29 protein-coding genes are annotated in these 25,522 nt (G+C 54.1%); 16 read left to right on the plus strand and 13 right to left on the minus strand.

The window, feature by feature from the left end:
• Positions 1–119 precede the first annotated feature (119 nt).
• From flgA to flgN, 3 genes are all read left to right on the plus strand, one after another.
• On the plus strand, positions 120–779 hold the full coding sequence (flgA, locus tag HCH49_RS08240) for a flagellar basal body P-ring formation chaperone FlgA (protein WP_023311134.1): 660 nt from the start codon (positions 120–122) through the stop codon (positions 777–779).
• A gap of 93 nt (positions 780–872) precedes the next feature.
• Positions 873–1,166 (plus strand): flagellar biosynthesis anti-sigma factor FlgM, encoded by a 294-nt coding sequence (flgM, locus tag HCH49_RS08245; RefSeq protein WP_023311133.1) that lies wholly within the window; start codon positions 873–875, stop codon positions 1,164–1,166.
• 4 nt (positions 1,167–1,170) lie between these two features.
• On the plus strand, positions 1,171–1,596 hold the full coding sequence (gene flgN, locus HCH49_RS08250) for a flagella biosynthesis chaperone FlgN (protein WP_008500818.1): 426 nt from the start codon (positions 1,171–1,173) through the stop codon (positions 1,594–1,596).
• Between the two features lie 59 nt (positions 1,597–1,655).
• Here flgN and murJ read toward each other — a convergent pair whose 3' ends face one another.
• The 4 genes from murJ to rimJ form a co-directional block, all read right to left on the minus strand.
• The gene (gene murJ, locus HCH49_RS08255) at positions 1,656–3,191 is read right to left on the minus strand and encodes a murein biosynthesis integral membrane protein MurJ (protein ID WP_221702511.1); all 1,536 of its coding nucleotides are present in this window, start codon (positions 3,189–3,191) and stop codon (positions 1,656–1,658) included.
• Between the two features lie 129 nt (positions 3,192–3,320).
• A complete protein-coding gene (locus HCH49_RS08260) occupies positions 3,321–4,244 on the minus strand; it encodes a Gfo/Idh/MocA family protein (RefSeq protein WP_087822332.1) in 924 nt (307 codons plus the stop codon).
• 2 nt (positions 4,245–4,246) lie between these two features.
• A complete protein-coding gene (locus HCH49_RS08265) occupies positions 4,247–4,903 on the minus strand; it encodes a YceH family protein (RefSeq protein ID WP_033145200.1) in 657 nt (218 codons plus the stop codon).
• 9 nt (positions 4,904–4,912) lie between these two features.
• The gene (rimJ, locus tag HCH49_RS08270) at positions 4,913–5,497 is read right to left on the minus strand and encodes a ribosomal protein S5-alanine N-acetyltransferase (protein ID WP_008500822.1); all 585 of its coding nucleotides are present in this window, start codon (positions 5,495–5,497) and stop codon (positions 4,913–4,915) included.
• 236 nt (positions 5,498–5,733) lie between these two features.
• Between rimJ and mdtH the strand changes: the two genes are divergently transcribed.
• From mdtH to HCH49_RS08315, 9 genes are all read left to right on the plus strand, one after another.
• The gene (mdtH, locus tag HCH49_RS08275) at positions 5,734–6,942 is read left to right on the plus strand and encodes a multidrug efflux MFS transporter MdtH (RefSeq protein ID WP_039261870.1); all 1,209 of its coding nucleotides are present in this window, start codon (positions 5,734–5,736) and stop codon (positions 6,940–6,942) included.
• 123 nt (positions 6,943–7,065) lie between these two features.
• Entirely contained in the window at positions 7,066–7,626 is a 561-nt protein-coding gene (locus HCH49_RS08280) for a lipoprotein (protein ID WP_023311126.1), read from the plus strand.
• A gap of 126 nt (positions 7,627–7,752) precedes the next feature.
• Positions 7,753–8,799, plus strand: coding sequence for a dihydroorotase (gene pyrC, locus HCH49_RS08285; protein WP_033145198.1), 1,047 nt, complete (start codon positions 7,753–7,755; stop codon positions 8,797–8,799).
• A gap of 74 nt (positions 8,800–8,873) precedes the next feature.
• A complete protein-coding gene (gene dinI / locus HCH49_RS08290; RefSeq protein WP_008500826.1) occupies positions 8,874–9,119 on the plus strand; it encodes a DNA damage-inducible protein I in 246 nt (81 codons plus the stop codon).
• 274 nt (positions 9,120–9,393) lie between these two features.
• Positions 9,394–9,648: a biofilm formation regulator BssS gene (bssS, locus tag HCH49_RS08295; RefSeq protein ID WP_008500827.1), complete on the plus strand. Its 255-nt coding sequence runs from the start codon at positions 9,394–9,396 to the stop codon at positions 9,646–9,648.
• A gap of 116 nt (positions 9,649–9,764) precedes the next feature.
• Positions 9,765–10,883, plus strand: coding sequence for an N-methyl-L-tryptophan oxidase (gene solA / locus HCH49_RS08300; RefSeq protein WP_221702512.1), 1,119 nt, complete (start codon positions 9,765–9,767; stop codon positions 10,881–10,883).
• A 59-nt stretch (positions 10,884–10,942) separates the two neighbouring features.
• The gene (locus tag HCH49_RS08305; RefSeq protein ID WP_032638658.1) at positions 10,943–11,056 is read left to right on the plus strand and encodes a YceO family protein; all 114 of its coding nucleotides are present in this window, start codon (positions 10,943–10,945) and stop codon (positions 11,054–11,056) included.
• A gap of 207 nt (positions 11,057–11,263) precedes the next feature.
• On the plus strand, positions 11,264–11,830 hold the full coding sequence (locus HCH49_RS08310; protein WP_033145194.1) for a cytochrome b: 567 nt from the start codon (positions 11,264–11,266) through the stop codon (positions 11,828–11,830).
• Position 11,831: 1 nt separating this feature from the next.
• A complete protein-coding gene (locus HCH49_RS08315) occupies positions 11,832–12,410 on the plus strand; it encodes a YceI family protein (RefSeq protein ID WP_033145193.1) in 579 nt (192 codons plus the stop codon).
• Between the two features lie 41 nt (positions 12,411–12,451).
• On the opposite strand, the gene HCH49_RS08320 is transcribed toward HCH49_RS08315, so the two are convergent.
• Positions 12,452–13,501 carry a rhodanese-related sulfurtransferase gene (locus HCH49_RS08320; protein ID WP_033145192.1) on the minus strand — a complete coding sequence of 350 codons (1,050 nt, stop codon included), beginning with the start codon at positions 13,499–13,501 and terminating at the stop codon, positions 12,452–12,454.
• Between the two features lie 221 nt (positions 13,502–13,722).
• Here HCH49_RS08320 and HCH49_RS08325 point away from each other — a divergent pair, with 221 nt between their 5' ends.
• The 3 genes from HCH49_RS08325 to HCH49_RS08335 all read left to right on the plus strand — a co-directional run bounded on the left by HCH49_RS08325 (position 13,723) and on the right by HCH49_RS08335 (position 16,479).
• Positions 13,723–14,649 (plus strand): Kdo(2)-lipid IV(A) acyltransferase, encoded by a 927-nt coding sequence (locus HCH49_RS08325; RefSeq protein WP_214579006.1) that lies wholly within the window; start codon positions 13,723–13,725, stop codon positions 14,647–14,649.
• 140 nt (positions 14,650–14,789) lie between these two features.
• Positions 14,790–16,007 (plus strand): multidrug efflux MFS transporter MdtG, encoded by a 1,218-nt coding sequence (gene mdtG, locus HCH49_RS08330; RefSeq protein ID WP_033145191.1) that lies wholly within the window; start codon positions 14,790–14,792, stop codon positions 16,005–16,007.
• Between the two features lie 97 nt (positions 16,008–16,104).
• Positions 16,105–16,479: a MysB family protein gene (locus tag HCH49_RS08335; RefSeq protein ID WP_033145190.1), complete on the plus strand. Its 375-nt coding sequence runs from the start codon at positions 16,105–16,107 to the stop codon at positions 16,477–16,479.
• 6 nt (positions 16,480–16,485) lie between these two features.
• Here the strand turns inward: HCH49_RS08335 and HCH49_RS08340 are convergent, their stop codons facing one another.
• From HCH49_RS08340 to mdoG, 3 genes are all read right to left on the minus strand, one after another.
• Complete coding sequence (locus tag HCH49_RS08340) at positions 16,486–16,713, minus strand: YceK/YidQ family lipoprotein (protein ID WP_033145189.1); 228 nt, start codon at positions 16,711–16,713, stop codon at positions 16,486–16,488.
• A gap of 84 nt (positions 16,714–16,797) precedes the next feature.
• Positions 16,798–19,326 carry a glucans biosynthesis glucosyltransferase MdoH gene (mdoH, locus tag HCH49_RS08345; RefSeq protein ID WP_221702513.1) on the minus strand — a complete coding sequence of 843 codons (2,529 nt, stop codon included), beginning with the start codon at positions 19,324–19,326 and terminating at the stop codon, positions 16,798–16,800.
• Positions 19,319–20,872 (minus strand): glucans biosynthesis protein MdoG, encoded by a 1,554-nt coding sequence (gene mdoG / locus HCH49_RS08350; protein ID WP_021240787.1) that lies wholly within the window; start codon positions 20,870–20,872, stop codon positions 19,319–19,321. Before mdoG ends, mdoH begins: the two co-directional genes overlap by 8 nt.
• A 254-nt stretch (positions 20,873–21,126) precedes the next feature.
• Here mdoG and mdoC point away from each other — a divergent pair, with 254 nt between their 5' ends.
• Complete coding sequence (mdoC, locus tag HCH49_RS08355; RefSeq protein ID WP_033145187.1) at positions 21,127–22,266, plus strand: glucans biosynthesis protein MdoC; 1,140 nt, start codon at positions 21,127–21,129, stop codon at positions 22,264–22,266.
• Positions 22,267–22,299: 33 nt separating this feature from the next.
• Here the strand turns inward: mdoC and ymdB are convergent, their stop codons facing one another.
• The 5 genes from ymdB to csgB form a co-directional block, all read right to left on the minus strand.
• Positions 22,300–22,842, minus strand: a complete 543-nt coding sequence (ymdB, locus tag HCH49_RS08360) for an O-acetyl-ADP-ribose deacetylase (protein WP_023311113.1) — start codon at positions 22,840–22,842, stop codon at positions 22,300–22,302.
• 106 nt (positions 22,843–22,948) lie between these two features.
• Positions 22,949–23,269, minus strand: a complete 321-nt coding sequence (locus HCH49_RS08365) for a type 1 fimbrial protein (RefSeq protein WP_047648111.1) — start codon at positions 23,267–23,269, stop codon at positions 22,949–22,951.
• Between the two features lie 164 nt (positions 23,270–23,433).
• Positions 23,434–23,766, minus strand: coding sequence for a curli assembly chaperone CsgC (gene csgC, locus HCH49_RS08370; RefSeq protein ID WP_221702514.1), 333 nt, complete (start codon positions 23,764–23,766; stop codon positions 23,434–23,436).
• 61 nt (positions 23,767–23,827) lie between these two features.
• Complete coding sequence (gene csgA / locus HCH49_RS08375) at positions 23,828–24,280, minus strand: curli major subunit CsgA (protein WP_033145184.1); 453 nt, start codon at positions 24,278–24,280, stop codon at positions 23,828–23,830.
• A gap of 41 nt (positions 24,281–24,321) precedes the next feature.
• Positions 24,322–24,777: a curli minor subunit CsgB gene (gene csgB, locus HCH49_RS08380; RefSeq protein ID WP_033145183.1), complete on the minus strand. Its 456-nt coding sequence runs from the start codon at positions 24,775–24,777 to the stop codon at positions 24,322–24,324.
• Positions 24,778–25,522: the final 745 nt, after the last annotated feature.

Below are 25,522 nucleotides of genomic sequence, written 5' to 3' on the forward strand. Positions count from 1 at the left end.
AAATCTCACCCGGTCTCCCCTATCGACGGAATAAGCGCAAAATGCGTCGCTATTTATTGCGTTGATGCAAAACCACTGCAGGTAGAATTCATTCAACTCTGGAAACGGTGGAACTTGCGATGCAAACGTTAAAACGTGGCCTGGTGGCAACTTTCTTGCTCTTTAGCCCTCTGGTGCAGGCTGAAGGCTTACAGGATCGGCTGACGGCTTTTTTTGCTGAAAAGCTGGCGGGCTTTAGCGATGAGGTTAACGTTACCGTGCGCACCCCACCGAATCTGTACCCGACCTGTGACCAACCGTCATTCAGCGTGACGGGAACCACCCGGCTGTGGGGAAATGTGAACGTGCTGGCACGCTGCGCGAACGAAAAACGCTATTTACAGGTTGCAGTTCAGGCGACGGGCAATTATGTTGTCGCCGCCGTGCCCATTGCGCGCGGCAGCGTGCTGCAGACGAACAGCGTGACGTTAAAACGCGGCCGTCTGGACCAGCTGCCTCCACGCACCATGCTGGAAATGAACCAGGCACAGGACGCCGTCAGCCTGCGCGATGTCGCACCCGGCCAGCCGATACAGCTCTCAATGCTGCGTCAGTCATGGCGGGTAAAAGCAGGTCAACAGGTGATGGTGGTGGCCAACGGAGATGGCTTTAGCATCAACAGTGAAGGGAAAGCGTTAAACAATGCCGCGGTGGCGCAAAACGCCCGCGTCAGAATGTCCTCAGGCCAGGTGGTGAGCGGAACCGTCGATTCTGATGGGAATATTCTGATTAACCTATAATCTTTTTAAAGATTTCGCGGCGCGTGCCGATAAATATTCCACTAATGATGATGTCAGGCGCAAACGCCGCGAACCCTCGATGAGGACAACACTATGAGCATTGATCGTACATCAGCCCTGAAGCCGGTAAGCGCTGTACAACCTCGCGAAACGAATGACGCTCCTGCGCAGAAAACGCGTCTGGAAAAACCGTCAACGTCCAACAGCACCAGCGTGACCCTGAGCGACGCGCAGGCAAAACTGATGCAGCCAGGCAGCAACGATATCAATATGGAACGTGTTGAAGCGCTGAAAACGGCTATTCGTAACGGTGAGCTGAAAATGGACACCAGCAAAATCGCTGACGCCCTGATTCAGGAAGCACAGAGTTTCTTACAGAGTAACTAACCGTATGAGTCGACTGTCAGAAATACTGGATCAAATGACGGTTGTTCTTAACGACCTGAAAACGGTAATGGACGCTGAACAGCAGCATCTCTCTTCCGGTCACATCAACGGCAGCGCGCTGCAGCGTATTACTGAAGATAAGAGTTCGCTACTGGCGACGCTGGATTATCTGGAGCAGCAGCGCCGCGCTGAGCAGGATCCTAAGCGTAGCGCCAATGACGATATTATTGAGCGCTGGCAAACCATTACCGAAAAAACCCAGCACCTGCGCGACCTTAACCAGCACAACGGCTGGCTACTGGAAGGTCAGATTGAGCGTAATCAGCAGGCGCTTGAGGTATTGAAACCGCATAAAGAAACCGGACTGTACGGTGCGGATGGTCAAACAGCGACTGCGCGTATTGCGGGAGTTAAAAAGATTTCGATTTGACGCCTGAGCGACAAATCATGCAGCGGGGAGCACCATAAGGTGAACTCCCCTTTTGGCGTTTATGCCGTACGGCGGGCAAACTCTTTCACTTTGAACCCCAGCACCGCGAGCGTGGCAAAGTAAGCCACCACCCCGACGCCTACCACGGCCATCAGCCGCATCAGACGATAAGGCATGGTGCCGACGGACCACTCCGGCATCACGTACATCATGCCGAGCAGCGCGGCTGACATCACCAGTACCGCAACGATCAGACGTACCAGGAAACTTCCCCACCCCGGCTGCGGCGTGAAAATATCCTGCTTGCGCAGCTGCCAGTACAACAGCCCGGCATTCAGACAGGCCGCCAGACCAATAGACAGCGACAGGCCGGCATGCTTCAGCGGACCAATAAACGCCAGGTTCATCAGCTGGGTCATAATCAGCGTCACGATGGCAATTTTCACCGGCGTTTTGATGTCCTGACGCGAGTAGAACCCGGGCGCCAGCACCTTGACGACGATCAGCCCCATCAAGCCGACCGAGTAGGCAATCAGCGCGCGCTGGGTCATAGCGGCATCAAAGGCGGTGAATTTCCCGTACTGAAAGAGCGACACCGTCAGCGGTTTGGCCAGAATACCCAGCGCTACCGCGCTTGGCAGGGCCAGCAGGAAGCAGAGACGTAAACCCCAGTCCATCAGGCGGCAATATTCATCATGGTTTCCGCTGGCAAAACTTTTCGACAGCGACGGCAGCAGGATGGTCCCCAGCGCCACGCCCAGCACCCCGGACGGGAACTCCATCAGACGGTCGGCGTAGTACATCCAGGATACCGAGCCGGACACGAGGAAAGAGGCAAAGATGGTGTTGATGATAAGCGAGATCTGGCTGACGGAGACGCCGAGAATGGCGGGCCCCATCTGCTTGATCACGCGCATCGCCCCGGCATCTTTAAGATTGATGCGCGGCAGCACCAGCATGCCGATTTTTTTCAGATGCGGCAGCTGGTACGCCAGCTGCAGCACGCCGCCGACGGTAACCGCCCAGGCCAGCGCCAGCACCGGCGGGTTGAAGTGCGGCGCGGCGAACAGGGCAAAACCGATCATGCTGACGTTGAGAAACGTTGGCGCAAACGCCGGGACAGAGAAGCGGTTCCAGGTGTTCAGGATCGCCCCCACCAGCGAGGCCAGCGAGATGAGCAGAATATAGGGGAAAGTAATGCGCAGCAGCTGCGAGGTCAGCGCAAATTTGTCAGCCGTATCGGCAAAACCGGGCGCGGTCACCATAATCACCCAGGGCGCGGCCAGCATCCCGAGTACGGTCACCACCGCCAAAGCCAGCGTCAGCAGGCCGGAGACATAAGAAACAAAGACGCGCGTCGCGTCTTCACCCTGCTTGCTTTTATATTCCGCCAGAATGGGCACGAATGCCTGGGAAAACGCCCCTTCAGCAAAAATACGACGCAGCAGGTTCGGCAATTTGAACGCGACGAAAAAGGCGTCCGTGGCCATCCCTGCACCAAATACCCTTGCCACAATGGCGTCGCGCGCAAAACCCAGCACGCGGGAAAACATGGTCATCGAGCTGACGGCCGCCAGCGATTTTAATAAGTTCATTAACGTGAATTTCCAGAACCATACGGATTTGTAGATCGGGTTAGCGTAAGCGCCACCCGGCAAAGCCAACAAGCGGCGCTTAGTCTAACCGGATTTCAACGAATTACTATCCGCAGATGTTACAGCGAGTTATTCGCTCATGGCATCGCGCCAGAGCCTTTCCACAATGCGCTGCGCCAGAATGGCCTGCTCGCCGGACGTTTCAGGAACCGTCTGATTTTGCACGCAGGTGATAAAGTGACGGGCGCATCCTGCGAAACCGCGCTGCTCGAGGGTGCTCTGCCAGCCTGGCGCCGGGAGCGTCACCACGCCGTTGCCCTTCTCTTCCCGCCACTCGCGCATGTCCGTAATGTCGTACAGCGCACCCTCGGTCACCGCCTGCACGGATTCACGCTGACTTCCCGCACGACGGTGCATGCTGGTGGTAATCTGAAGATGCTCAACGGCGAAGTGGTGTTCCGCGTAGACCATCTGCCCCTGGTCATTCGTTAACAGGGTACCGCTCTTCAGCTGCGCATTTCCGTTGCTCAGCCACAGCGCCGTATCCACAACGTGCAGATAATCATCCAGAAGGGTGAAGCGCAGATCGTTTGGCCCAATGCTGTCGGTGCGGTGCTTATCCATCCGCAGCGAGGCGAGCGTGTCCGACTGCGCCTTCAGCTGCTGGTAAAGCGGCGCGAAGCGGCGGTTGAAGCCCACCATCAGCGTCAGTTTTTTGCGCGCGGCCAGCTCAATCAGCCGCTCGGCATCCTGAACATTTTCCGCCAGCGGCTTATCCACGCAGACGTGAACTCCTAAATTGAGCAACTCGCTTACCACCTGATAGTGGGTTGCCGTTGAGGTATGCACAAAGACCGCATCACACTCGCGGGCCAGATCCTGCAGGGAGGCAGCATACGGAATGCGCCAGGTTTCGCAGATACGTTCTGCCTTTTCTCGGGTGGGTGACCATGCCCCTTGCAGGGCCCAGTCCGTTGCTGCACCTAAAACAGGCAGCCAGGCCTTTTGCGCGATGCCGCCGAGCCCCACCACGCCTACGCGTAATTTTTTCACCGTCAGTCTCCCAGATGTGCCAGCAACGCATCCAGGCGCTGTTTCAGCCCGGCGACCTCGTCTTCCAGCGCTTCTACGCGCGCGGCAAGAGTGTCATTACTTGCTGAGGATCCCGCGTCGCTCTCCACGGTAGCGGTAGCGACATCAACGTCGCCGCTGAACAGATGCATATAGCGGCTTTCACGTTTGCCCGGCTCGCGCGCCAGTCGCACCACGTATGGGCCGTCTTCACGTGAGGCCAGCCCTTCCAGGGTCTGCTCAACTTCCTGCATATCGCTGAACTCATGCATACGGGAAGCGCGCGTGCGCAACTCTCCCGGCGTCTGCGCCCCGCGCAGCAACAGCGTGGTGATGACCGCCACTTCCGCACTGCTCAGCTTCAGGTCGCCGAATTCGGAGTTACAGAAGCGCTGTTCGTATTTGGTCACGCGGTTGCCGAAGCCGCTGACGGTGCGCAGGTAGTGGCGTTTTACCAGCGCATCCAGCACGTCCTGAACCTCATGCTCGCTGAGGTTCATCACCGGCTCGCGGTTGGTCTTCTGGTTGCAGGCCATGGTCACGGCGTTGACGGAGAGCGGATACTGCTCCGGCGTGGTAACCTGCTTTTCGAGTAAGCACCCAATCACGCGCGCTTCTGTACCGTTTAGCTGATACTTCATCTTTTCTCCTTAACGACCTGCGGTCCAGTCCCGGGTGGTTAACGCCGTCAGAACGTGGTCGCGCCACTCTCCGTCTATCAGCAGATAGTCTTTGGCGTAACCCTCTTTCTCGAACCCTAAGCGGGCCAGCAAATTGCCGCTGCGCTGATTGTGCGGCATATAGTTCGCCATAATGCGATGGATATGCTGCGTGCGTTGCATATAGCGGATCGCCACCGTTAACGCCTCGTACATCAGCCCCTGCCCCTGCCATTTCTGGCCGATGGAGTAGCCGAGGTAGCAGGCGTGAAACGACCCGCGCACCACGTTTGAAAAGTTGGCGATCCCGATAATTTCTTTCTCTTCAGGATCCAGCAGCGCGAAATAAAACGCGCTGCCCTGCTTGTGAAATTCCGTAATCATGCTGAGGCGCGCCTGCCAGCCGGAAGGGTAACAATGGCTCTCATCCCGAACGGGTTCCCAGGGTTTTAAAAACTGGCGATTCTCGGCGTAATAATCCGCCAGACGCCAGGCATCACGCTCATGCACCAGACGAACGACCAGCCTGTCCGTTGTCAGACGCACTTTTGGCACATTGCTGCGATAGCCAAACATCGATACCACTCCTTCCCGTCACTTCTGCTGACCCATTAGCTTTACTATACCTGCGCCTGCGCCGTCTGTGAAAACAGTGACATACCATTTTCACCTCTTTTCACATTTTTCGATGAGAACTCTCTATCAAAGCACCCTTTTGATAAAAAAATATTGTCACCCCCGGGGGTGGGAAAAAACGCGGCGACACCGCAGAATGTTAGCGTGCTCACCTTCTTATTTTCCCTGGAGGGAAAATGTCCCGCGTATCACAGGCCAGGAGCCTGGGTAAATATTTCCTGCTCGTCGATAACATGCTGGTCGTGCTCGGCTTTTTTGTCGTTTTTCCGCTGATATCGATCCGCTTTGTCGATCAGATGGGCTGGGCGGCATTAATGGTTGGCATTGCCCTGGGGCTACGCCAGTTTGTCCAGCAGGGCCTGGGCGTCTTTGGCGGGGCCATCGCTGACCGCTTCGGCGCTAAACCGATGATCGTTACCGGTATGCTGCTGCGCGCGGCAGGCTTTGCCACGATGGCGGTCGCCCAGGAGCCCTGGCTGCTCTGGTTCTCCTGTTTCCTCTCCGGTATCGGCGGCACGCTGTTCGATCCGCCACGCACCGCGCTGGTGGTAAAGCTTATTCGCCCCCAGCACCGCGGCCGTTTCTTCTCGATTCTGATGATGCAGGACAGTGCAGGGGCGGTTATCGGCGCCCTGTTGGGAAGCTGGCTGCTGCAGTATGACTTCCGTCTGGTCTGCGCCGCTGGGGCGGTGCTCTTTATTCTGTGCGCGCTGTTCAATGGCCTGTTCCTGCCCGCCTGGAAACTGTCGACGGTCAAAGCGCCGGTCCGTGAAGGGCTTGGCCGCGTCCTGCGCGACAGGCGTTTTGTCACCTATGTGTTGACCCTGACGGGATACTACATGCTGGCTGTACAGGTCATGCTGATGCTGCCGATCATGGTTAACGACATCGCGGGGACCCCTGCAGCCGTTAAATGGATGTACGCCATCGAAGCCTGCCTGTCGTTAACGCTGCTTTATCCGATTGCCCGCTGGAGCGAACGGCGTTTTCGTCTGGAGCATCGCCTGATGGCCGGTCTGTTCCTGATGACGCTGAGCATGATGCCGATCGGCCTGGTGAACTCTCTCCAGCAGCTGTTTACGCTGATTTGCACGTTCTATATAGGGTCGATCATCGCCGAGCCTGCCCGTGAAACGCTGAGCGCCTCGCTTGCAGATGCGCGTGCGCGTGGCAGCTATATGGGGTTCAGCCGGCTGGGGCTGGCGCTTGGCGGCGCATTAGGTTACGCCGGTGGCGGCTGGTTGTTTGATGCCGGAAAAGCGTTAAGCCAGCCCGAACTCCCGTGGATGATGCTCGGCGCGGTGGGTTTTATGACGCTCCTTGCTCTGTGGTGGCAGTTCAGCCCGAAACGCAGCGCGAGCGGTATGCTCGAGCCTGGCGCGTAGCCTTTCCCTCGGGCGGGAGCCCTTCCCGCCCCACTTCTCAGTTTTTTCTGCTGGTTTCTGCCAATTCACACTGACATACTGGCGTAACAGGACAGAAGCGCCGATTTTTCGTTGAGGAACACTATGAAGAAAATTGTCTTTGCCGCGGCATTAGTTGTCAGCGGTCTGCTGGTTGGCTGTAACCAGCTCACGCAATATACCGTCAGTGAACAGGAAATTAATCAGGCGCTGGAAAAACATAACAATTTCTCTAAAGACATTGGCGTGCCGGGACTGGCGGACGCGCATATCGTCCTGACGAACCTGACCAGCCAGATCGGACGTGAAGAGCCAAACAAAGTCACCCTGGCCGGTGATGCGGATCTCGATATGTCATCCCTCTTTGGCAATCAGAAGGCCAACATCAAGCTCAAGCTGAAGGCCCTGCCCGTTTTCAACAAAGAGAAAGGGGCGATTTTCCTGCAGGAGATGGAAGTCGTCGATGCGCAGGTGTCGCCGGACAAGATGGCACCGGTTCTGCAAACCCTGATGCCCTATCTGAACCAGTCGCTGCGAAATTACTTTAACCAGCAGCCCGCGTACGTCTTAAGCGAAGACAAAAGCAAGGGTGAAGCTCTGGCGAAAAAATATGCAAAAGGCATTGAGGTGAAACCGGGTGAAATTATCATTCCTTTCACCGATTAACCTGAAGGGCGCTGCGGCGCCCTTTTTTTTACGGAAAAGTGTGCAAACGAAAACGTTTCCGCTTATGATTTGTGTCCGGCAAAAACAGCCATCCTTATGACTGATTCCTGACAAGCCGGAGCTTCCATGACTGCACAACCCCAGGTTCTTAAAATCCGCCGCCCTGACGACTGGCATATCCATCTGCGTGATGGCGATATGCTGAAAACCGTCGTGCCTTATACCAGCGAAATTTATGGCCGCGCGATTGTCATGCCTAACCTGGTTCCACCAGTCACCACCGTCGATGCCGCGATGGCCTATCGCCAGCGCATCCTGGATGCCGTTCCTGCGGGACACGATTTTACCCCGTTGATGACCTGCTATCTGACCGACTCGCTGGATCCGAACGAAGTGGAGCGCGGGTTTAACGAAGGCGTATTTACGGCGGCGAAACTCTACCCGGCAAATGCCACCACCAACTCCAGCCACGGCGTCACCAGCATTGATGCCATCATGCCGGTTCTGGAACGCATGCAGAAACTGGGCATGCCGCTACTGGTCCATGGTGAAGTCACGCATGCCGAGATTGACATCTTCGACCGTGAAGCCCGCTTTATCGAGACCGTAATGGAGCCTCTGCGCCAGCGCCTGCCCGCGCTTAAAGTGGTCTTTGAGCATATCACCACCAAAGACGCGGCAGAGTATGTGCGCGACGGCAACGATCTTATCGCCGCGACCATTACGCCACAGCATCTGATGTTTAACCGTAACCACATGCTGGTGGGCGGGGTGCGTCCTCACCTGTACTGTCTGCCTATTCTCAAGCGCAACATCCACCAGCAGGCGCTGCGCGAGCTGGTTGCCAGCGGGTTCTCCCGCGCGTTCCTCGGCACCGATTCCGCACCTCACGCTCGCCACCGCAAAGAGGCGAGCTGCGGCTGTGCAGGCTGCTTCAACGCCCCAACGGCACTGGCCAGCTACGCGACCGTCTTTGAAGAGATGAACGCGCTCGAACATTTTGAAGCGTTCTGCTCCCTTAACGGCCCGCGCTTCTACGGCCTGCCGGTCAACGACACCTTCATCGAACTGGAGCGTAAAGCGAGCCACGTTGAGGAGTCCATTGCGCTGACGGATGACACGCTGATCCCATTCCTGGCGGGCGAAACCGTTAACTGGACGGTAAAACGTTAAAAAATCAATGCCCCTTGTTGTCAAACCGATAATATACCTGTATAAATAAACAGTATATTACACAGGGGGCATTTATGCGTATTGAAGTCACCATAGCCAAAACAACTGTTCTGCCTGCCGGCGCGCTTGATGCACTGGCAGGCGAATTATCCCGCCGTATTAACAACACCTTTCCCGACAACGCGGGTGCCGTAACGGTGCGTTACGCCGCGGCGAACAACCTCTCCGTCATTGGTGCTGCGAAAGAAGATAAAGATCGCATCAGCGAAATCCTGCAGGAAACGTGGGAAAGCGCAGACGACTGGTTTATCACAGATTAACACTGCTCCCTCATTGTGTTTTTTTGCCGGGTCGCCCCGGCTTTTTTTTGTCTAAAAATCCTGCAAGTTCAAATTAATTCGGCATCTTCTTTAAAAATCGTGAACGAGATGGTGTTTTATTGTTCGAACAATCCTAAAAAGCAGAAAAATGTGTTGCCACCTGTTTATTTTTCCCGTTGGAACCCTTATTACTTGGTATACTGAAGATGCTTTCAGAAAAACATGCATTGAACCTCAGAGCCGTTGTCTTCTAACACGCATTAAGGGGGTTATAATGGAAAAGAATAGTGAAGTGATCCAGACCCATCCACTGGTTGGCTGGGATATCAGTACCGTAGATAGCTACGATGCGCTGATGCTGCGTTTGCACTACCAGACCCCGAATCAACTCAACCGTGAAGAAGCGGAAGTTGGACAGACGCTGTGGCTAACAACAGACGTCGCCCGTCAGTTTATTTCTATTTTAGAGGCAGGTATTGCAAAAATAGAATCTGGCGACTATCAGGAAAATGAGTATAAACGGCACTAAGCTTATGCCCACTTTTCTCTCTACAGGCACCCTCGCGGTGCCTTATTTATTTCTCCCTTGTCTAACCCCGCGTTGTTAATTACTCTGCTAACAAAACATCAGTTTACGAGATGCATATGAGATACGACTTAATCATTATTGGTAGCGGCTCCGTGGGTTCCGCTGCCGGTTATTACGCAACACAGGCAGGTCTGAAGGTCCTGATGATCGATGCCCACCTTCCTCCTCATTCGGAGGGCAGCCATCATGGCGATACCCGTCTCATGCGCCATGCGTATGGAGAAGGCGAGCGCTATGTGCCGCTGGTGCTTCGCGCCCAGACGCTGTGGGATGAACTGGCGACACAGACCGAAGAGCGTATTTTCGAGCGTACCGGCGTCATCAACCTTGGCCCTGCTCATTCTGATTTTCTCGCCGGCGTCGAGCGCAGCGCAAAAGCCTTTAATCTGGATGTTGAGAAGCTGGACGCAACGGGCATTACCGCGCGCTGGCCTGAAATTACCGTCCCGGACGATTACATCGGCCTCTTTGAAGCCCACTCCGGCGTGCTGCATTGTGAAACGGCAATCAAAACCTGGATCGATCTTGCCGCTAAGGCCGGCTGTGCGCAGCTGTTTAACTGTCCGGTGGAGGCCATCACCCATGACGAGAATGGCGTCACGGTAACGACTTTTGACGGCGACTATTCAGCGTCCCGCCTGCTCGTCAGCGCCGGAACCTGGGTCACTCGCCTGCTGCCGGAACTGCCAATCCAGCCGGTGCGGAAGGTCTTCTCCTGGTTCCAGTCGGATGGTCGCTACAGCGCGCAGAATAAATTCCCGGCCTTCACCGGCGAATTGCCGAATGGCGATCAGTTCTACGGTTTCCCTTCCGAGAAAGACGCGCTGAAAATCGGTAAACACAACGGTGGCCAGGCGATCGCCTCCCCTGAAGAGCGTAAGCCTTTTGGCGCCTATCCACAGGATGGTTCGGAAGCCTTCTCGTTCCTGCGTACTATCCTTCCGGGCGTCGGTGGCTTGCTGTATGGCGCGGCCTGTACCTACGACAACACGCCGGATGAAGACTTTATCATTGATACCCTGCCAGGGCATGACAACGTCCTGCTGATCACCGGGCTGAGCGGCCACGGCTTTAAGTTCGCTTCCGTGCTGGGCGAGATCGCCGCACAGTTTGGCCAGGGCATCGCGCCGCAGTTTGATCTGACGCCCTTCTCACTCTCGCGTTTTAACAGATAATCCGCACGGGCTCCGGAGGTTCCGGGGCCCGTTTTATTCACACTGCATTACGGGGCATTATGCGCAGGATCGTTAGCTTTCTGATGAATAATATTCGCGAGCATTTCATGCTCTATATCTTATTGTGGGCGCTGCTGGCTATTATTGATTTTGTTTACATTGTATTTTATTGAAAACCCTGACTGACAATAATTGACATTAATTTAGCTTTATTGAAACTCTCAACTCCTCTTGCACGAAGGCATTGAATTACCTTCGCCCTTTCCTTTCAAAATTGCTGAAATAAATAAAATACAAATCAATAGACAATTATTTCAGTTGCAATGTCACATCTTCCCGTTCATTTTTACCCTTCGGTTAATACGAAAATGGACATTCTGATGCAACTGCGTAACACCTCCCGGCGCTACGGAATAATATCCATAGGTTTGCACTGGATATTTGCTATTGCCGTCTACGGTATGTTTGGCCTTGGACTCTGGATGGTCACGCTCAGCTATTACGACGGCTGGTATCACCAGGCACCGGAGTTACATAAAAGCATTGGCGTTCTCCTGATGCTGGGTCTGGTTTTTCGTGTGATCTGGCGACATATTTCCCCGCCGCCCGCGGCGCCTAAGACCCACGGAAAAATGACCCGCCTGAGTGCCGTTGCCGCGCATATCGCGCTCTATGCGCTGCTCTTCGCCATTCTGATCAGCGGCTATCTTATCTCAACGGCGGACGGTAAGCCGATTAGCGTCTTTGGCCTTTTTGACGTCCCGGCAACGCTCAGCGATGCGGGCGCTCAGGCTGACACCGCCGGGGTCGTTCACCTCTGGCTTGCGTGGAGCGTCGTGATCCTGTCCGTGCTGCACGGGCTTGCCGCCCTCAAACACCATTTTATTGATAAAGACGATACGCTAAAGCGCATGCTTGGCCGCTCGTCAGTTGACTCTGGAGCATAAAATGAAAAAACACCTGCTGGGTATCGCCCTGGGTTCTCTGTTATTCACCGCCGGTTCCGCCGTGGCGGCTGATTATAAAATTGATAAGGAGGGCCAGCACGCTTTCGTCAATTTCCGTATTCAGCACCTGGGATACAGCTGGCTGTACGGTACCTTTAAAGATTTTGACGGCACATTCACCTTTGACGAGAAGAATCCTGCCGCCGATAAGGTCAACGTAACCATTAATACCAACAGCGTGGATACCAATCATGCTGAACGTGATAAACATCTGCGCAGTGGGGAATTCCTCAATGTCGGGAAATACCCACAGGCGACCTTCACCTCCACGGAAGTGAAAAAAGAGGGTGATAAGCTGAATATTACCGGCAACCTGACGCTTAACGGCGTAACAAAACCGGTCACGCTGGATGCTAAATTACTGGGTCAGGGTGACGATCCGTGGGGCGGTAAACGCGCAGGTTTTGAAGCGGCGGGTAAAATTCACCTGAAAGATTTTAATATCACAACGGATTTAGGCCCGGCGTCTCAGGACGTTGAGCTGATTATTTCCGTTGAAGGCGTACAGCAGAAATCATAATAGATTCGCCCGGAAGGCTTTCGCCGTGCCGGGCGTTATTATCATTCCGGGTCAGGGATACCCAGTTTGGTATTCAGACGGCCGCGTGATTTATTAAAAATCTTGTTGCCGTTTTCGCGTCCTGCGCGGCGGCGACGCTGCTCTTCTTCCGGCAGGATGCTCTCTTCGCTGCACAGTTCGCTACAGCAGCCGTTAAACTTCTCGGCACAGGCCGGGCACTGAATGAACAGCAGATGACACCCGTCGTTTTTGCAGTTGGTGTGGGTATCGCACGGTGCGCCGCACTGGTGGCACTGGGCAATAACGTCTTCCGAGATACGCTCACCCATACGCTCGTCAAAGACAAAGTTTTTCCCGATAAAGCGCACCGGTAAACCCTGCTCGCGGGCGCGGCGGGCGTACTCGATAATTCCGCCTTCAATATGCCAGACCTTATTAAAGCCGTTGTGCTTCATCCACGCGCTGGCTTTCTCACAGCGGATACCGCCGGTGCAGTACATAACGATCTTTTTATCTTTATGTTCCTGCATCATCTCAACCGCCTTGGGCAGTTGCTCGCGGAAGGTATCGGCCGGGATTTCCATCGCGTTCTCGAAATGCCCCACTTCGTATTCATAGTGGTTACGCATATCAATGAACACGGCATCCGGATCGTCCAGCATCGCATTCACTTCCGCTGCCTTGAGATATTCACCGACATCCGCCGCGTTAAACGCAGGATCGTCGATACCGTCCGCCACGATGCGTTCACGCACCTTCATGCGCAGCACCCAGAAGGATTTTCCGTCATCGTCCAGGGCAATGTTCAGGCGTAAGCCGTCGAGGGCCGGATCGAACTGATAAAGACACTCGCGGAAAGCGCTGACTTTGCTTTCCGGTACGCTAATTTGCGCGTTGATGCCTTCACGGGCAAGGTAGACGCGGCCGAAGACGTTCAGGGCCGTGAACGCCTGATAAAGCGCATCGCGGGTCGCCTGCGGATCGTCGATCGTGAAGTATTTATAGAAAGAGATGGTTGTGCGCGGTTCGGTTTCAGCCAACATACGCGCTTTCAACATCTCATTCGACACGCGGTTGTGTAACACTGGCATGGTGTACAGTCCTGGAATCGTTAGAGAGAATGAAAAATCGGTCGGCATCATATAGCAAACAAAACCAATTTACATCCCCACAATTTACGCTACATTTCACACACCCTGATTAATCAGGCTTAACAATTGCTGTATTCGTGCACGCTTCGAAAGCAGATATTTTGGCTATGTCTCAAAAAATGAGACACTAGCAAAACAGGACGTTTGAACACAGGAAAGACATGACCCAGTTACCAAAATTTACTGCCGCCCTTTTGCATCCCCGCTATTGGTTGACCTGGCTTGGCATCGGCTTTTTATGGCTTCTGGTACAGCTTCCCTACCCTGTTATTTTTCGGTTGGGTAAATTTCTGGGCCGCTTCGCGCAACTGTTTATGAAGCGTCGCGCCAGAATCGCGTACCGCAATCTTGAGCTGTGTTTTCCGCAGATGAGCGAGCCAGAGCGTCACGATATGGTCGCGAAGAATTTCGAATCCGTCGGGATGGGGCTCATGGAAACCGGTATGGCGTGGTTCTGGCCGGACAAACGCATGGCCCGCTGGAGCGAGGTGACGGGAACCGGCATGGATCCTGTGCATACGCTTCAGGCCAACCAGACGGGCGTTTTGCTGATCGGCGTCCATTTCCTGACGCTGGAAATCGGGGCGCGCATGTTCGGGATGCAGGCGCCTGGCATTGGCGTTTATCGTCCTAACGATAACCCGGTCATCGATTTAATCCAGACCAACGGCCGCATGCGCTCCAACAAAAGCATGATCGACCGTAAGGATCTGAAGGGGATGATCCGCGCGCTGAAATCCGGCGAAGTGGTCTGGTATGCCCCCGACCACGACTATGGCCCACAGGCCAGCGTATTTGTTCCCTTCTTCGCCGTTGAAGAGGCCGCCACAACGACCGGTACCTGGATGCTGGCGCGCATGTCCAAAGCCGCCATCGTGCCTTTCGTCCCTCGCCGTAAGCCGGATGGTTCAGGCTACGAGCTGATGATGCTGGAGCCGGAGCTTGCGCCACCGCTTGACGATGCGGAAACCACCGCGCGCTGGATGAACAGCGTTGTGGAGAAGTGCATCATGCTGGCGCCCGAGCAGTACATGTGGCTGCACCGCCGTTTTAAAACGCGGCCACAAGGCACGCCGTCCCGCTATTAATCCTCATGCGGTCCTCAGGGCCGCATGCCGTTTTAGCTTTAAAAGCTCCTCATCATTGCGGCAATCATAACCCAGGCGCATAATTAGCAGGCTTATTACTTTATGCTTCAGGTGCTCTGCACCTCATTATGCGGATAGTTATGTCACCCTCAGATGCCCCCATAAACTGGAAGCGTAACCTCGCGGTTGCGTGGCTTGGCTGTTTTCTTACCGGCGCGGCCTTTAGCCTGGTTATGCCATTCCTGCCGCTCTACGTCGAACAGCTAGGCGTTACGGGCCACAGCGCGCTCAATATGTGGTCCGGTCTGGTATTCAGCATCACATTTCTCTTTTCCGCGATGGCCTCGCCCTTCTGGGGCGGCCTTGCCGATCGCAAGGGACGTAAAATCATGCTGCTGCGTTCGGCGCTGGGGATGGCCATTATCATGGCGCTGATGGGCGTGGCGCAGAACGTCTGGCAGTTTCTGATCCTGCGCGCGCTGCTGGGCCTGCTGGGGGGATTTATTCCCAACGCGAATGCGCTGATTGCCACGCAAATTCCCCGCCATAAAAGCGGCTGGGCGCTGGGCACGCTCTCAACCGGCGGCGTGAGCGGTGCTCTGCTGGGACCGCTGGCCGGGGGATTACTGGCGGATAACTACGGCCTGCGCCCGGTCTTCTTTATCACCGCCAGCGTGTTGTTCCTGTGCTTCATCGTCACCCTGCTCTGTATCCGGGAAAACTTCACGCCTGTCGCCAAAAAAGAGATGCTCCACGCCAGAGAGGTGCTGACCTCGCTCAAAAATCCCAGACTGGTGCTGAGCCTGTTCGTGACAACCCTGATTATTCAGGTAGCCACCGGGTCGATTGCCCCTATTCTGACGCTGTACGTTCGCGACCTGGCGGGTAACGTCAGCAATATTGCGTTCATCAGCGGGCTGATTGCCTCCGTACCCGGCGTGGCGGCGCTGCTGAGCGCCCCGAGGCTGGGGAAACTGGGAGACCGGGTGGGTCCGGAAAAAATTCTGATCTGCGCGCTGGTGATTTCCGTCCTGCTGCTTATCCCGATGTCGATGGTGCAAACGCCATGGCAGCTGGGCGTCCTGCGTTTTTTGCTGGGTGCCGCCGACGGCGCGCTGCTGCCCGCCGTACAGACCCTGCTGGTCTACAACTCCACGAACCAGATTGCCGGGCGTATTTTCAGCTATAACCAGTCATTCCGCGACATCGGTAACGTCACCGGACCGCTGCTCGGGGCCGGGATTTCCGCCAGCTTCGGTTTTCGCGCCGTCTTTATCGTGACGGCGGGCGTCGTGTTGTTCAATGCCATCTATTCATGGTTCAGTTTATCCCGCGCGCTGCGGCCCGTGACGGAATAAGACGAACGCCTGATAGCTTATTTTCGCATTCATACTTGCAGAATCTTATATTCAGCTATTCTTTCCCTGAAACCTTCTGGAAAACAGGGAGACACCAATGACCATGTACGCCACGCTGGAAGAAGCTATTGATGCCGCTCGTGAAGAGTTCCTCGCCGACAACCCCGGCGTTGAAGAAGAAGATGCTGACGTGCAACAGCTTAATATCCAAAAATACGTTCTGCAGGATGGGGATATTATGTGGCAGGCCGAATTCTTTGCCGATGACGGTGAAGAAGGGGAATGTTTGCCGATATTAAGTGGTGAAGGTGCGCAGGCCGTCTTTGATGGCGACTATGACGAAATCGAACTTCGGCAGGAATGGCTGGAAGAGAATACCCTGCACGAGTGGGATGAGGGTGAGTTTCAGCTCGAGCCGCCGCTGGATACGGAAGAAGGTCAAACCGCAGCCGACGAGTGGGACGAGCGTTAATTTACGCTATTCGTAAGGGCCGTGGCTGGCATCGATCGGCAGCAACAGCGTGTCGAAAATCAGCGAGAACGGTAGATCGAGCACGGTCAGGTAGCGCCACGCGGAATCACGAAGATCCCATTTCACGCCCGGGTAATACTGATTTCCGTGACCTTGCCCTGGAATGGTGCGACTGATGATACTGCCGCAGCCGCTCAGCAGGCATGCCACCATAACGACGATGATTATTCTCATCTTTAACCTCTAAAAAAATACCGGCGATTAAGCCGGTATTTTATCTGGCGGGTGGCGCTTCGCTTACCCGCCTTACTTAACTGCTTACTTCGCCTTCAGGGCGAGCGGATTCAGCTTCACGTCCTTATAGTAGTTCACCCACGAAGAGTATTTCTCCGGAGCGGACCACACGCGGTAGTGAAGACGCGCCATTGTCACCGGGTCGCTCAACAGCACCAGACGACGGTCGCGGTTGAGTTTTTCCGGGGTCTCGTTAAGCGCCTGCTCAACGTGACGATCGCGGGCAATCTCCAGCACCTGGCTGGCGCGGTGACGCGCGGTAGCCATTGCCGTCGCCAGGGCGTTGAATGACGGGTTAAACACGGCGTGCATGAAGCCGTCATCCAGCGAGCGACTGCGGTTCTGTTCCAGGTAACGATCGGTATCCACCAGCACCTGCGGCGGGGAATACTCTTCCGGGATCAGGAACAGCTTCCAGCGTTTGGTCCGCAGCCCCACCGTTGAACGGCTGGAAATCACGGACACAAACGGCGACAGGATCAGCGAGAAGACAATCGGCGCCAGCCAGAACAGGAAGCGCAGATCAAGCCAAGCCATCCCGGCAGCCCACACCAGACCCAGCAGCAGCTGAGAACCGTGGCGCATAAAGGCTTCACCCCACGGCGTGGAGTCGTCGTCACGCTGCGGTGAGTTCCAGACCACTTCCCAGCCCAGGAACGCACTGACCACAAACACGGTGTGGAACAGCATACGTACCGGCGCCAGCAGGACCGAGAACAGCACTTCCATCAGCAGTGAAAGGGTCACGCGGAAGAAACCGCCGTACTCTTTCGAGCCTTTGCACCAGATCAGGATGATGCTGAGCAGCTTAGGCAGGAACAGTAGCACCATGGTGGAGGCAAACAGCGCAATCGCCAGCTCCGGACGCCACTGCGGCCACACCGGGAACAGCTGCCGCGGTTGCAGGAAGTATTGCGGCTCCGTCAGGGCATGAACCACCTGTAAGGCAGTTGACAGCGCCAGGAACATAAACCACAGCGGTGCGGAGAGATAAGACATCACGCCCGTCAGGAACACCGCGCGGTGAACCGGGTGCATCCCTTTTACCAGGAACAGGCGGAAGTTCATCAGGTTACCGTGACACCAGCGGCGGTCACGCTTAAGCTCGTCCAGCAGGTTCGGCGGCAGCTCTTCGTAGGATCCCGGCAGGTCGTAGGCAATCCAGACGCCCCAGCCAGCACGACGCATCAACGCCGCTTCTACGAAGTCATGCGACAGAATAGAACCGGCAAACGAACCCTCACCCGGCAGCGGCGCCAGCGCACAGTGTTCAATGAACGGCTTCACGCGGATAATGGCGTTGTGACCCCAGTAGTGCGACTCACCCAGCTGCCAGAAGTGCAGACCGGCCGTAAACAGCGGCCCGTAAACACGGGTGGCGAACTGCTGGCAGCGCGCATAAAGGGTGTCCATTCCGGACGCTTTTGGCGAGGACTGAATGATACCGGCGTTAGGGTTGGCTTCCATCAGACGCACCAGACCGCTCAGGCAGTCTCCGCTCATGACGGAGTCAGCATCCAGCACTACCATGTAGCTGTACTGGTTACCCCAGCGACGGCAGAAGTCATCGATGTTGCCGCTTTTACGCTTCACGCGACGGCGGCGGCGACGGTAAAAGATCTGGCCTTCGCCCTGCACTTCTGCAATCAGCTCCATCCACGCTTTTTGTTCCGCAACGCAGATATCCGGGTTGTAGCTGTCGCTCAGGATGTAAACGTCGAAATGCTCCGCGTTGCCGGTCGCCTTCACGGACTCCCAGGTCGCACGCAGGCCCGCAAATACGCGGTCAACGTCTTCGTTACAGATAGGCATAATCAGCGCGGTACGGTGCTCGGGATTAAGGGGTTCATCCCCGACCGTTGACGCCGAAATGCTGTATTTGTCACGCCCCATGAGCAATTGCAGGAAGCCCATCAGCGCGGTCCAGAAACCGGCCGAGACCCAGCAGAAGAGGACCGCGAACAGCAGGAGAATGCCGCTCTGCAGGATATACGGCAGCAGCTGCATGAAGGAGACCCAGAGATCCTGGCCCATCATGTCCGTCGGGTTGATAAACGCCCAGCCCTGGTAAGGCAGGATAGTTTTCATGTACCAGGTCGCGACGACCGTCTGCGCAAGCGTCAGAAGCAGCAGGATATAGCGACGGATTGTCCCGACGGTACGCCATTTCTGTTCGGACGCCTGCTCTTCTTTCGTCAGACGCGACAGATAGCGCGGCGTCACATCACGCCCGCGCAGGCGATCCCAGAAGCGACCCACCGGGTTGGTGCGCCATGGATCGGGGAACATAGAGGAACGCGTGGCCTTCGGCATCGCCTGAAGCTGAGCGCGTCCTTCGTCGTCTTTAATCAACTGCCCTTCCGCCAGCGAGTCCGGCCAGGCCTGCTCCAGACGCGCCTTGACTGACCCGAGCGGCGTATCATCATCACGGGAAAACGTATGATGTTCACCATCCAGCGCGGTGTGAACCGCGCGGATGTCGCTCTTTGGCAGTGCCGCTTTTTCGATATCCGTCAGCGGCATGGCATCAATATATTCAGATGTATTATTCATTGGCAGGTAGCTGATAGCTCCAGGTTTCACTCAGCGGCTGATCGTTACTGACCAGCGCAGCACGCATTTCAGTGGTCTGTTTCGGATCTTTCACTTTCACGCGCAGGGTCAGACGCCAGCCTTTGGTTACCGGGTTGTAACGCACGGTATTCTCAACGATTTCACCGTTATCACCGATGCTGGCCTGAGCGGCAACGGCGGTGTCCGGTGACAGTTTCTTCATATCTTGGCCTGTGAAGTCCACGACAAACGCCACGGTACCATCAGGCTGACGGATAAGATTAGACTGCTTCACATCACCCGTTGAGCGGCGAGTCTGCATCACATACGCGTTATCCGGCGCATGCAGCTTATCTTCGTCGCGGCTGAAGGTAATGGTGTACTTGAAGTTCATCTCTTTACCGGCTTCCGGCAGCTGATCCGGCGTCCAGTAAGCGACGATGTTATCGTTGGTTTCGTCGTTGGTTGGAATTTCTACCAACTCGACCTTGCCTTTACCCCAGTCACCGTTTGGCGTGACCCAGGCGCTTGGACGCTGGTCATAGCGATCGTCCAAATCTTCAAAGCGGGAGAACTGACGACCACGCTGCAGCAGGCCAAAACCTTGCGGGTTTTCCATTGCGAAGCTGCTAACCGCCAGATGTTTCGGGTTATTCAGCGGACGCCAGATCCACTCACCGTTGCCGGCATGAATAGACAGACCGTTGGAGTCATGCAGTTCCGGACGGAAGTTGGTAGCCGGTGACGGCTGGTTCGGCCCAAACAGGAACATACTGGTCAGTGGCGCAACGCCCAGTTTGCCCACTTTATCACGCAGGTAAACCTTGGACTGCACGTCAACTACCGTGTCACGACCCGGCATAATCACAAAGCGATAGGCACCGGTTGCACGCGGGGAATCCAGCAGCGCATAAATGGTCAGACGCTTATCCGTTGGCTTTGGACGTTCAATCCAGAACTCACGGAAACGCGGGAACTCTTCACCTGATGGCAGCGCGGTATCAATTGCCAGACCACGCGCAGAAAGCCCGTACACCTGCCCCGCGCCGATAACGCGGAAATAGCTGGCGCCAAGCATGCTGACGATTTCGTCGTTTTTATCTTTGCTGTTGATCGGGTAAAGCACCTTAAAGCCTGCGAAGCCCAGGTCTTTCACCGTATCTTTGTCGTGTTGCACATTGCCAAAATTGAAGTAATCCGGGCTGTACTTGATCTTACGTACCGCGGTTGCCGTCACTTCATTGATGGCAACAGGCGTGTCGAAGTACATACCCTGATGATAAAATTCAAGCTTGAACGGGGTTTTAATATTGCTCCAGTACGCTTTGTCGTGATTGAACTGGATCTGCTGATAGTCCGCATACTTCATGTCGCGGAAAACGGAGGGCAAGTTACTTTTCGGCGCTTCGTAGCTCTTGCCTGCCATCGATTTTGCCTGTTTTGCGACATCGTCGATGTTAAAGGCCAGTGCCGATGAGGTATACAGTGATAACACCACTGCAGCACCCAACCAACGCATTTTCATCATCTGTGGTTTATGTTTCATAATAAGTAAGCACTTCCCCCTTTGTGTGCTTATATCGATCCGATCCATTTTAATGGAAACTCAGGCAATCCGACAACATTATCACTGCTTTGTTCAGCTGCTGGCTCATGGAATAAGCAAATGAAAGAACCCGCTATTCACTTTGCGTGCTTATCCTGGAGACAGGGTGTCGGTCTTGGTGTAGGGTTGGCTTCGAATGTAACCATTATGAGTCTTAGGGATAAGACGAAAAGTCTGAGAATGCACAACGTTATATGAGCACAACACCAACAGAACGTGAATATTTCCTCGACTCGATCAGGGCCTGGCTGATGCTACTGGGGATCCCCTTTCACATTTCGCTGATTTACTCAAGCCACACCTGGCATGTGAATAGCCAGATGCCCTCCTGGTGGCTGACGCTGTTTAATGACTTTATTCACGCCTTCCGTATGCAGGTGTTCTTCGTCATATCCGGCTATTTCTCTTACATGCTGTTTCTGCGATACCCGCTCAAGCGCTGGTGGAAAGTGCGCGTAGAGCGCGTGGGGATCCCCATGCTGACCGCAATTCCACTGCTGACGCTGCCTCAGTTCATTATGTTGCAATATGTCAAAGGCAAAGCGGAGAACTGGCCGAACCTTACGCTGTATGAAAAGTACAATACGCTGGTCTGGGAGCTGGTGTCTCACCTGTGGTTCCTGCTGGTGCTGGTGGTGCTCACAACGGTGAGCCTGTTGATTTTCAGCCGCCTGCGCCACCGTCTGAGTACAAAAGCCGACACCTTCTTCGCCAACGTTACGATGGGCAAACTGTCTGTGCTCTTCTTGCTGTTGGGGATTGCCTATGCCGCCGTGCGACGGACGCTGCTTATCGTCTATCCGCCGATTTTGAGCGACGGGTTATTTAATTTTGTGGTGATGCAGTCCCTGTTCTACATTCCGTTCTTTTTAATCGGCGCGCTGGCTTTTATTCATACGAAGCTTAAATCGCTGTTTGTCACCCCATCACCGTGGTGCGCGCTGGGGGCCACCCTCGCGTTCGCGGCCTATCTGCTGAATCAGCGCTACGGCAGCGGCGACGCCTGGATGTATGAAACGGAAAGCGTGATCACTATGCTGCTGGGGCTGTGGATGGTGAACGTGGTATTCGCACTGGGCCACCGCTTGCTGAACTTTAAGTCCAGCCGCGTGACCTACTTCGTTAATGCATCACTGTTTATTTATCTGGTGCATCACCCGTTGACGCTTTTCTTCGGGGCTTACATCACACCGCACATCGCCTCCAACACGCTGGGCTTCTTTACCGGGCTGGTGTTTGTTGTAGGGGTGGCAATCGTACTCTACGAAATCCATCTGCGGATCCCGCTCCTGCGCTTCCTCTTTTCAGGAAAACCGCAGGCAAAAGCCTCATAAATCACGCGGCGCATCAGATGCGCCGCGTTTGCATCAGCTCTCCAGCTCTTGTCTGCGCTGAGTCAGAAGCCGCTGATAAAGATGCGTGGTGTCGTCGTCGAAACAGACAAAAATCACCTTCTCTGGCAGCGGTTTTAGCGACAAATAGCGGTAAACCGTTTCAACGGCGATCGTTGCGGCAGCGGCCTTAGGGTAACCATACACGCCGGTGCTGATGGCCGGAAACGCCATCGTTTTATAACCGTTGTCGGCGGCCAGTCGCAGACAGTTCCGGTAAGCCTCTTCCAGAATACTCGCTTCGTGCTGGTCCCCGCCATGCCAGACCGGCCCTACCGCGTGAATTACCGCTCTCGCAGGCAGATTGCCCGCCAGCGTAATCACCGCGTGACCGGGAGGACATTCGCCCTGCTGTTGCCGCACGGTTTTACAGGCTTCCAGCAGCTGCGGTCCGGCAGCCCGGTGGATAGCCCCGTCCACGCCGCCTCCCCCCATCAGGGAGGGATTGGCCGCATTGACGATAACGTCGACGTGCACTGTCGTAATATCGCCATGAATAATTTCAATTTGCGGTTTCATAAAGCCCCTCTGCAACCCGCCATTTTCTTAAGTGTATCGCAGAGGAGACCGGGAGAAAAAACTATCAGAAAAAATCCTCATCCATCGCAGGGCGGGAGAGCGCGCATTAGCGATACTGGATTTCGACAACCGCGAGCGTTTTTTCAGGATTAAGGTATTTCATATTGAGCGTTGCCACGTTTGAGTCGCTCACTTTCCCGTTAAGCGCCTCTTCATAGCTGACCATACGCGTTTGCATACGGTTATTATCTGGACATGACATGGCAAACTGTTGCTTCTGGGGAGTGACTTCACAGGGGTCGGCGACAATGGCACCGCGAAAATGAATGACACCGCCGTCAACAACCGTGGCCGAATAAGCCGGGATACTCAAAGCAGAAACGACCAGACCCAGACCTGCCACGAGTCGAGCAAAATAGTTGTTCATTATAGGTACTCCTCAATGAAAATCGTCCATGAGGGGTAAACGCGCTTCATTTATTATTGCAAACGAAGTTTCACGTTACGGAACATAACGACCTGGTCCCTGATATCAGCATAGCTCAACGGCACAGACCCGCCACATTCCCAACCTATTGATTTCATGAACGTTTAGAGCGAGCGTTCCGCTGGCGACCACTGTTGTGATAAATGCAGCGATTTACCGTCTGAAACGGTGACAACGATTTTTACCGTGTCTCCCGCATTAATATTTAAACTTAGGCGCATTAAATCAATCGTCTGATTAGCGGGTATAAAAAGTGTGTTTTGCTGCCGGGAAGAACTTTGTCCCCCCTGCCCTTCTCGCACAGAAACAACCTGAACCTGACAATCACACGATTGCGCCAGAGTGACCTGAGGAACAATGGTGGTCATATTTTCCTGCTGTGACGTTTTGAAGGTTATCTGGCTGGAAAGCGCGGCGAGTAGAATTAAGGTATTCATGATGAACTCCCGAAAAAAAACAGGGCTGATGCCCTGTTTTTTTGTAGCACAGATTTCAGTATCAGTACTGATGAGCTGACGCGTGGTTACCAAAACCGATCTGGGTAACGTTAACAGTCGAGTTGGACGCAGTCTGGTCTACGAGTGCACCGTTAAAGCCGCCGGACTGGCTAACGTTCATAACGGATTTTTTACTGTTCCACTGATCAAGTGTCGCACTGTTGCCAAAACCTTTCTGGGTCAGGTTGATTTTACTGTCATCAGAGCCCTGACCAACGTCAGCACCGTTAAAGCCGCCGGTCTGGCTAATATTCAGGACGGAATTTCTGGCGTCTGTCTGCAGGGCAACCGCGGAGTTACCGCCACCGTTCTGATAAATATTCAGAGTTGAATTTGGGCCACTGTTTCCACCATGACCATGTCCATGACCCCATCCGCCCTGATTAATAGAACCCGCCATAGCACTACCAGAAACTACGATTGCTGCAAGTGCTGCCACTTTGATAAATTTCATGGTAAACCCCCATCGGATTGATTAAAGTCGTCGCGAACGCGCTAATGTTGAATAACGTTAATCGCCATTTGCGACTGTTTCTGCACTACAACTGCGGTTTTCTGCGTACCGTACTGCGTAATATTTGCTCTATTACCCGACCCTTTCTGGATAATTTTCGCGCTATTACCGTATCCATCTTGCGTAATACCTGCATCATTCCCGTTACCGCTCTGATCGATCCAGGCTAAATTGTAACTCCCTGATTGATCAACTCTCGCTCTGTTACCCGCCCCATCCTGAGATACAATGGATAAGAGTCTTGAACCGTCCTGGCTAACCTCAGCGTTATTGAAAACGCCCCGTTGACCAATAATGGCTGCCTGATTGAGTGATGAAAGACTTAATTCGTTAACCGCAAAGTTATATTCAGCATTTGCCAAATCTGAATTCGCTGCGGTTACAAATCCAGGCGCACCCAGTAATGTAAACATCATAATTAACGATGTGTTTTTCATGTTGTCACCCTGGACCTGGCTATTTAATCACGCCATAACCCTATAACAATGCTACTTGTTAAAACGACTCGTATTGTGTTAACGCGTCGTTACGGTGAAGAGTATGTCCGCTGAAACATTTTAAATATCTCACCCGCGCGGCTTATTTTTATTTATCGGCTCACCACAAAGTCGTAATTTACATCAAAAATCACTTTAATCAGGTCAGCTTATATTTTTTATTAAGCAGGTCTTGCGATCGGGTTGTACAACGGGATGAAGGCTGTCCAGGCGTCATCCCGCGTTGTTTAAACGTAACGGCTGGAGATCATTTTTCTCAGTGCGTGACACGACGCCTGTTTTCTTAAGCCAGGCAGCAGCCCATTCATGGGCTTAGAAATAATCTGAAACTCATACTTAATTACTGCTGCGTAAAAATAACAAATAACCTCAAAAATCAATCATATAAAAATATTTGTATGATTTTTAAAATCTGTGCAAATCTATTTATATGTACAACTTTTTCATCAATTATTACCATTAACAACAAGCAGTTTTCACAAATTAATATTGATTTTTACATTCTGTTACACGTTTAACACTTGCTTTAAACTTCGTAAAAGCTAGATTGAAATTAGATGTACGAAATTGGTTTTATATTTACCTCCCTGTGGAGGTTATGGTCTGATTCTACACACAGCAGTGCAACATCTGTCAGTACTTCTGGTGTCCTCTAATAAACAGGAGGACAGCTGCCAGGTGCCAA

This window comes from Enterobacter sp. Y17 (assembly GCF_019730495.1).
Classification (GTDB): Bacteria; Pseudomonadota; Gammaproteobacteria; order Enterobacterales; family Enterobacteriaceae; genus Enterobacter; species Enterobacter asburiae_B.

Bases quoted from the DNA above. Each gene is read 5' to 3' on its own strand.
- HCH49_RS08280 (WP_023311126.1), top strand. From the start codon at position 7,066: ATGAAGAAAATTGTCTTTGCCGCGGCATTAGTTGTCAGCGGTCTGCTG.
- bssS (WP_008500827.1), top strand. From the start codon at position 9,394: ATGGAAAAGAATAGTGAAGTGATCCAGACCCATCCACTGGTTGGCTGG.
- HCH49_RS08310 (WP_033145194.1), top strand. From the start codon at position 11,264: ATGCAACTGCGTAACACCTCCCGGCGCTACGGAATAATATCCATAGGT.
- murJ (WP_221702511.1), bottom strand. From the start codon at position 3,191: ATGAACTTATTAAAATCGCTGGCGGCCGTCAGCTCGATGACCATGTTT.
- mdoH (WP_221702513.1), bottom strand. From the start codon at position 19,326: ATGAATAATACATCTGAATATATTGATGCCATGCCGCTGACGGATATC.
- csgB (WP_033145183.1), bottom strand. From the start codon at position 24,777: ATGAAAAACACATCGTTAATTATGATGTTTACATTACTGGGTGCGCCT.
- HCH49_RS08335 (WP_033145190.1), top strand. From the start codon at position 16,105: ATGACCATGTACGCCACGCTGGAAGAAGCTATTGATGCCGCTCGTGAA.
- mdtG (WP_033145191.1), top strand. From the start codon at position 14,790: ATGTCACCCTCAGATGCCCCCATAAACTGGAAGCGTAACCTCGCGGTT.
- pyrC (WP_033145198.1), top strand. From the start codon at position 7,753: ATGACTGCACAACCCCAGGTTCTTAAAATCCGCCGCCCTGACGACTGG.
- HCH49_RS08325 (WP_214579006.1), top strand. From the start codon at position 13,723: ATGACCCAGTTACCAAAATTTACTGCCGCCCTTTTGCATCCCCGCTAT.
- HCH49_RS08365 (WP_047648111.1), bottom strand. From the start codon at position 23,269: ATGAACAACTATTTTGCTCGACTCGTGGCAGGTCTGGGTCTGGTCGTT.
- flgN (WP_008500818.1), top strand. From the start codon at position 1,171: ATGAGTCGACTGTCAGAAATACTGGATCAAATGACGGTTGTTCTTAAC.
- flgM (WP_023311133.1), top strand. From the start codon at position 873: ATGAGCATTGATCGTACATCAGCCCTGAAGCCGGTAAGCGCTGTACAA.
- dinI (WP_008500826.1), top strand. From the start codon at position 8,874: ATGCGTATTGAAGTCACCATAGCCAAAACAACTGTTCTGCCTGCCGGC.
- HCH49_RS08340 (WP_033145189.1), bottom strand. From the start codon at position 16,713: ATGAGAATAATCATCGTCGTTATGGTGGCATGCCTGCTGAGCGGCTGC.
- rimJ (WP_008500822.1), bottom strand. From the start codon at position 5,497: ATGTTTGGCTATCGCAGCAATGTGCCAAAAGTGCGTCTGACAACGGAC.
- HCH49_RS08265 (WP_033145200.1), bottom strand. From the start codon at position 4,903: ATGAAGTATCAGCTAAACGGTACAGAAGCGCGCGTGATTGGGTGCTTA.
- csgA (WP_033145184.1), bottom strand. From the start codon at position 24,280: ATGAAATTTATCAAAGTGGCAGCACTTGCAGCAATCGTAGTTTCTGGT.
- HCH49_RS08320 (WP_033145192.1), bottom strand. From the start codon at position 13,501: ATGCCAGTGTTACACAACCGCGTGTCGAATGAGATGTTGAAAGCGCGT.
- mdoG (WP_021240787.1), bottom strand. From the start codon at position 20,872: ATGAAACATAAACCACAGATGATGAAAATGCGTTGGTTGGGTGCTGCA.
- solA (WP_221702512.1), top strand. From the start codon at position 9,765: ATGAGATACGACTTAATCATTATTGGTAGCGGCTCCGTGGGTTCCGCT.
- csgC (WP_221702514.1), bottom strand. From the start codon at position 23,766: ATGAATACCTTAATTCTACTCGCCGCGCTTTCCAGCCAGATAACCTTC.
- mdoC (WP_033145187.1), top strand. From the start codon at position 21,127: ATGAGCACAACACCAACAGAACGTGAATATTTCCTCGACTCGATCAGG.
- HCH49_RS08305 (WP_032638658.1), top strand. From the start codon at position 10,943: ATGCGCAGGATCGTTAGCTTTCTGATGAATAATATTCGCGAGCATTTC.
- ymdB (WP_023311113.1), bottom strand. From the start codon at position 22,842: ATGAAACCGCAAATTGAAATTATTCATGGCGATATTACGACAGTGCAC.
- flgA (WP_023311134.1), top strand. From the start codon at position 120: ATGCAAACGTTAAAACGTGGCCTGGTGGCAACTTTCTTGCTCTTTAGC.
- HCH49_RS08315 (WP_033145193.1), top strand. From the start codon at position 11,832: ATGAAAAAACACCTGCTGGGTATCGCCCTGGGTTCTCTGTTATTCACC.
- mdtH (WP_039261870.1), top strand. From the start codon at position 5,734: ATGTCCCGCGTATCACAGGCCAGGAGCCTGGGTAAATATTTCCTGCTC.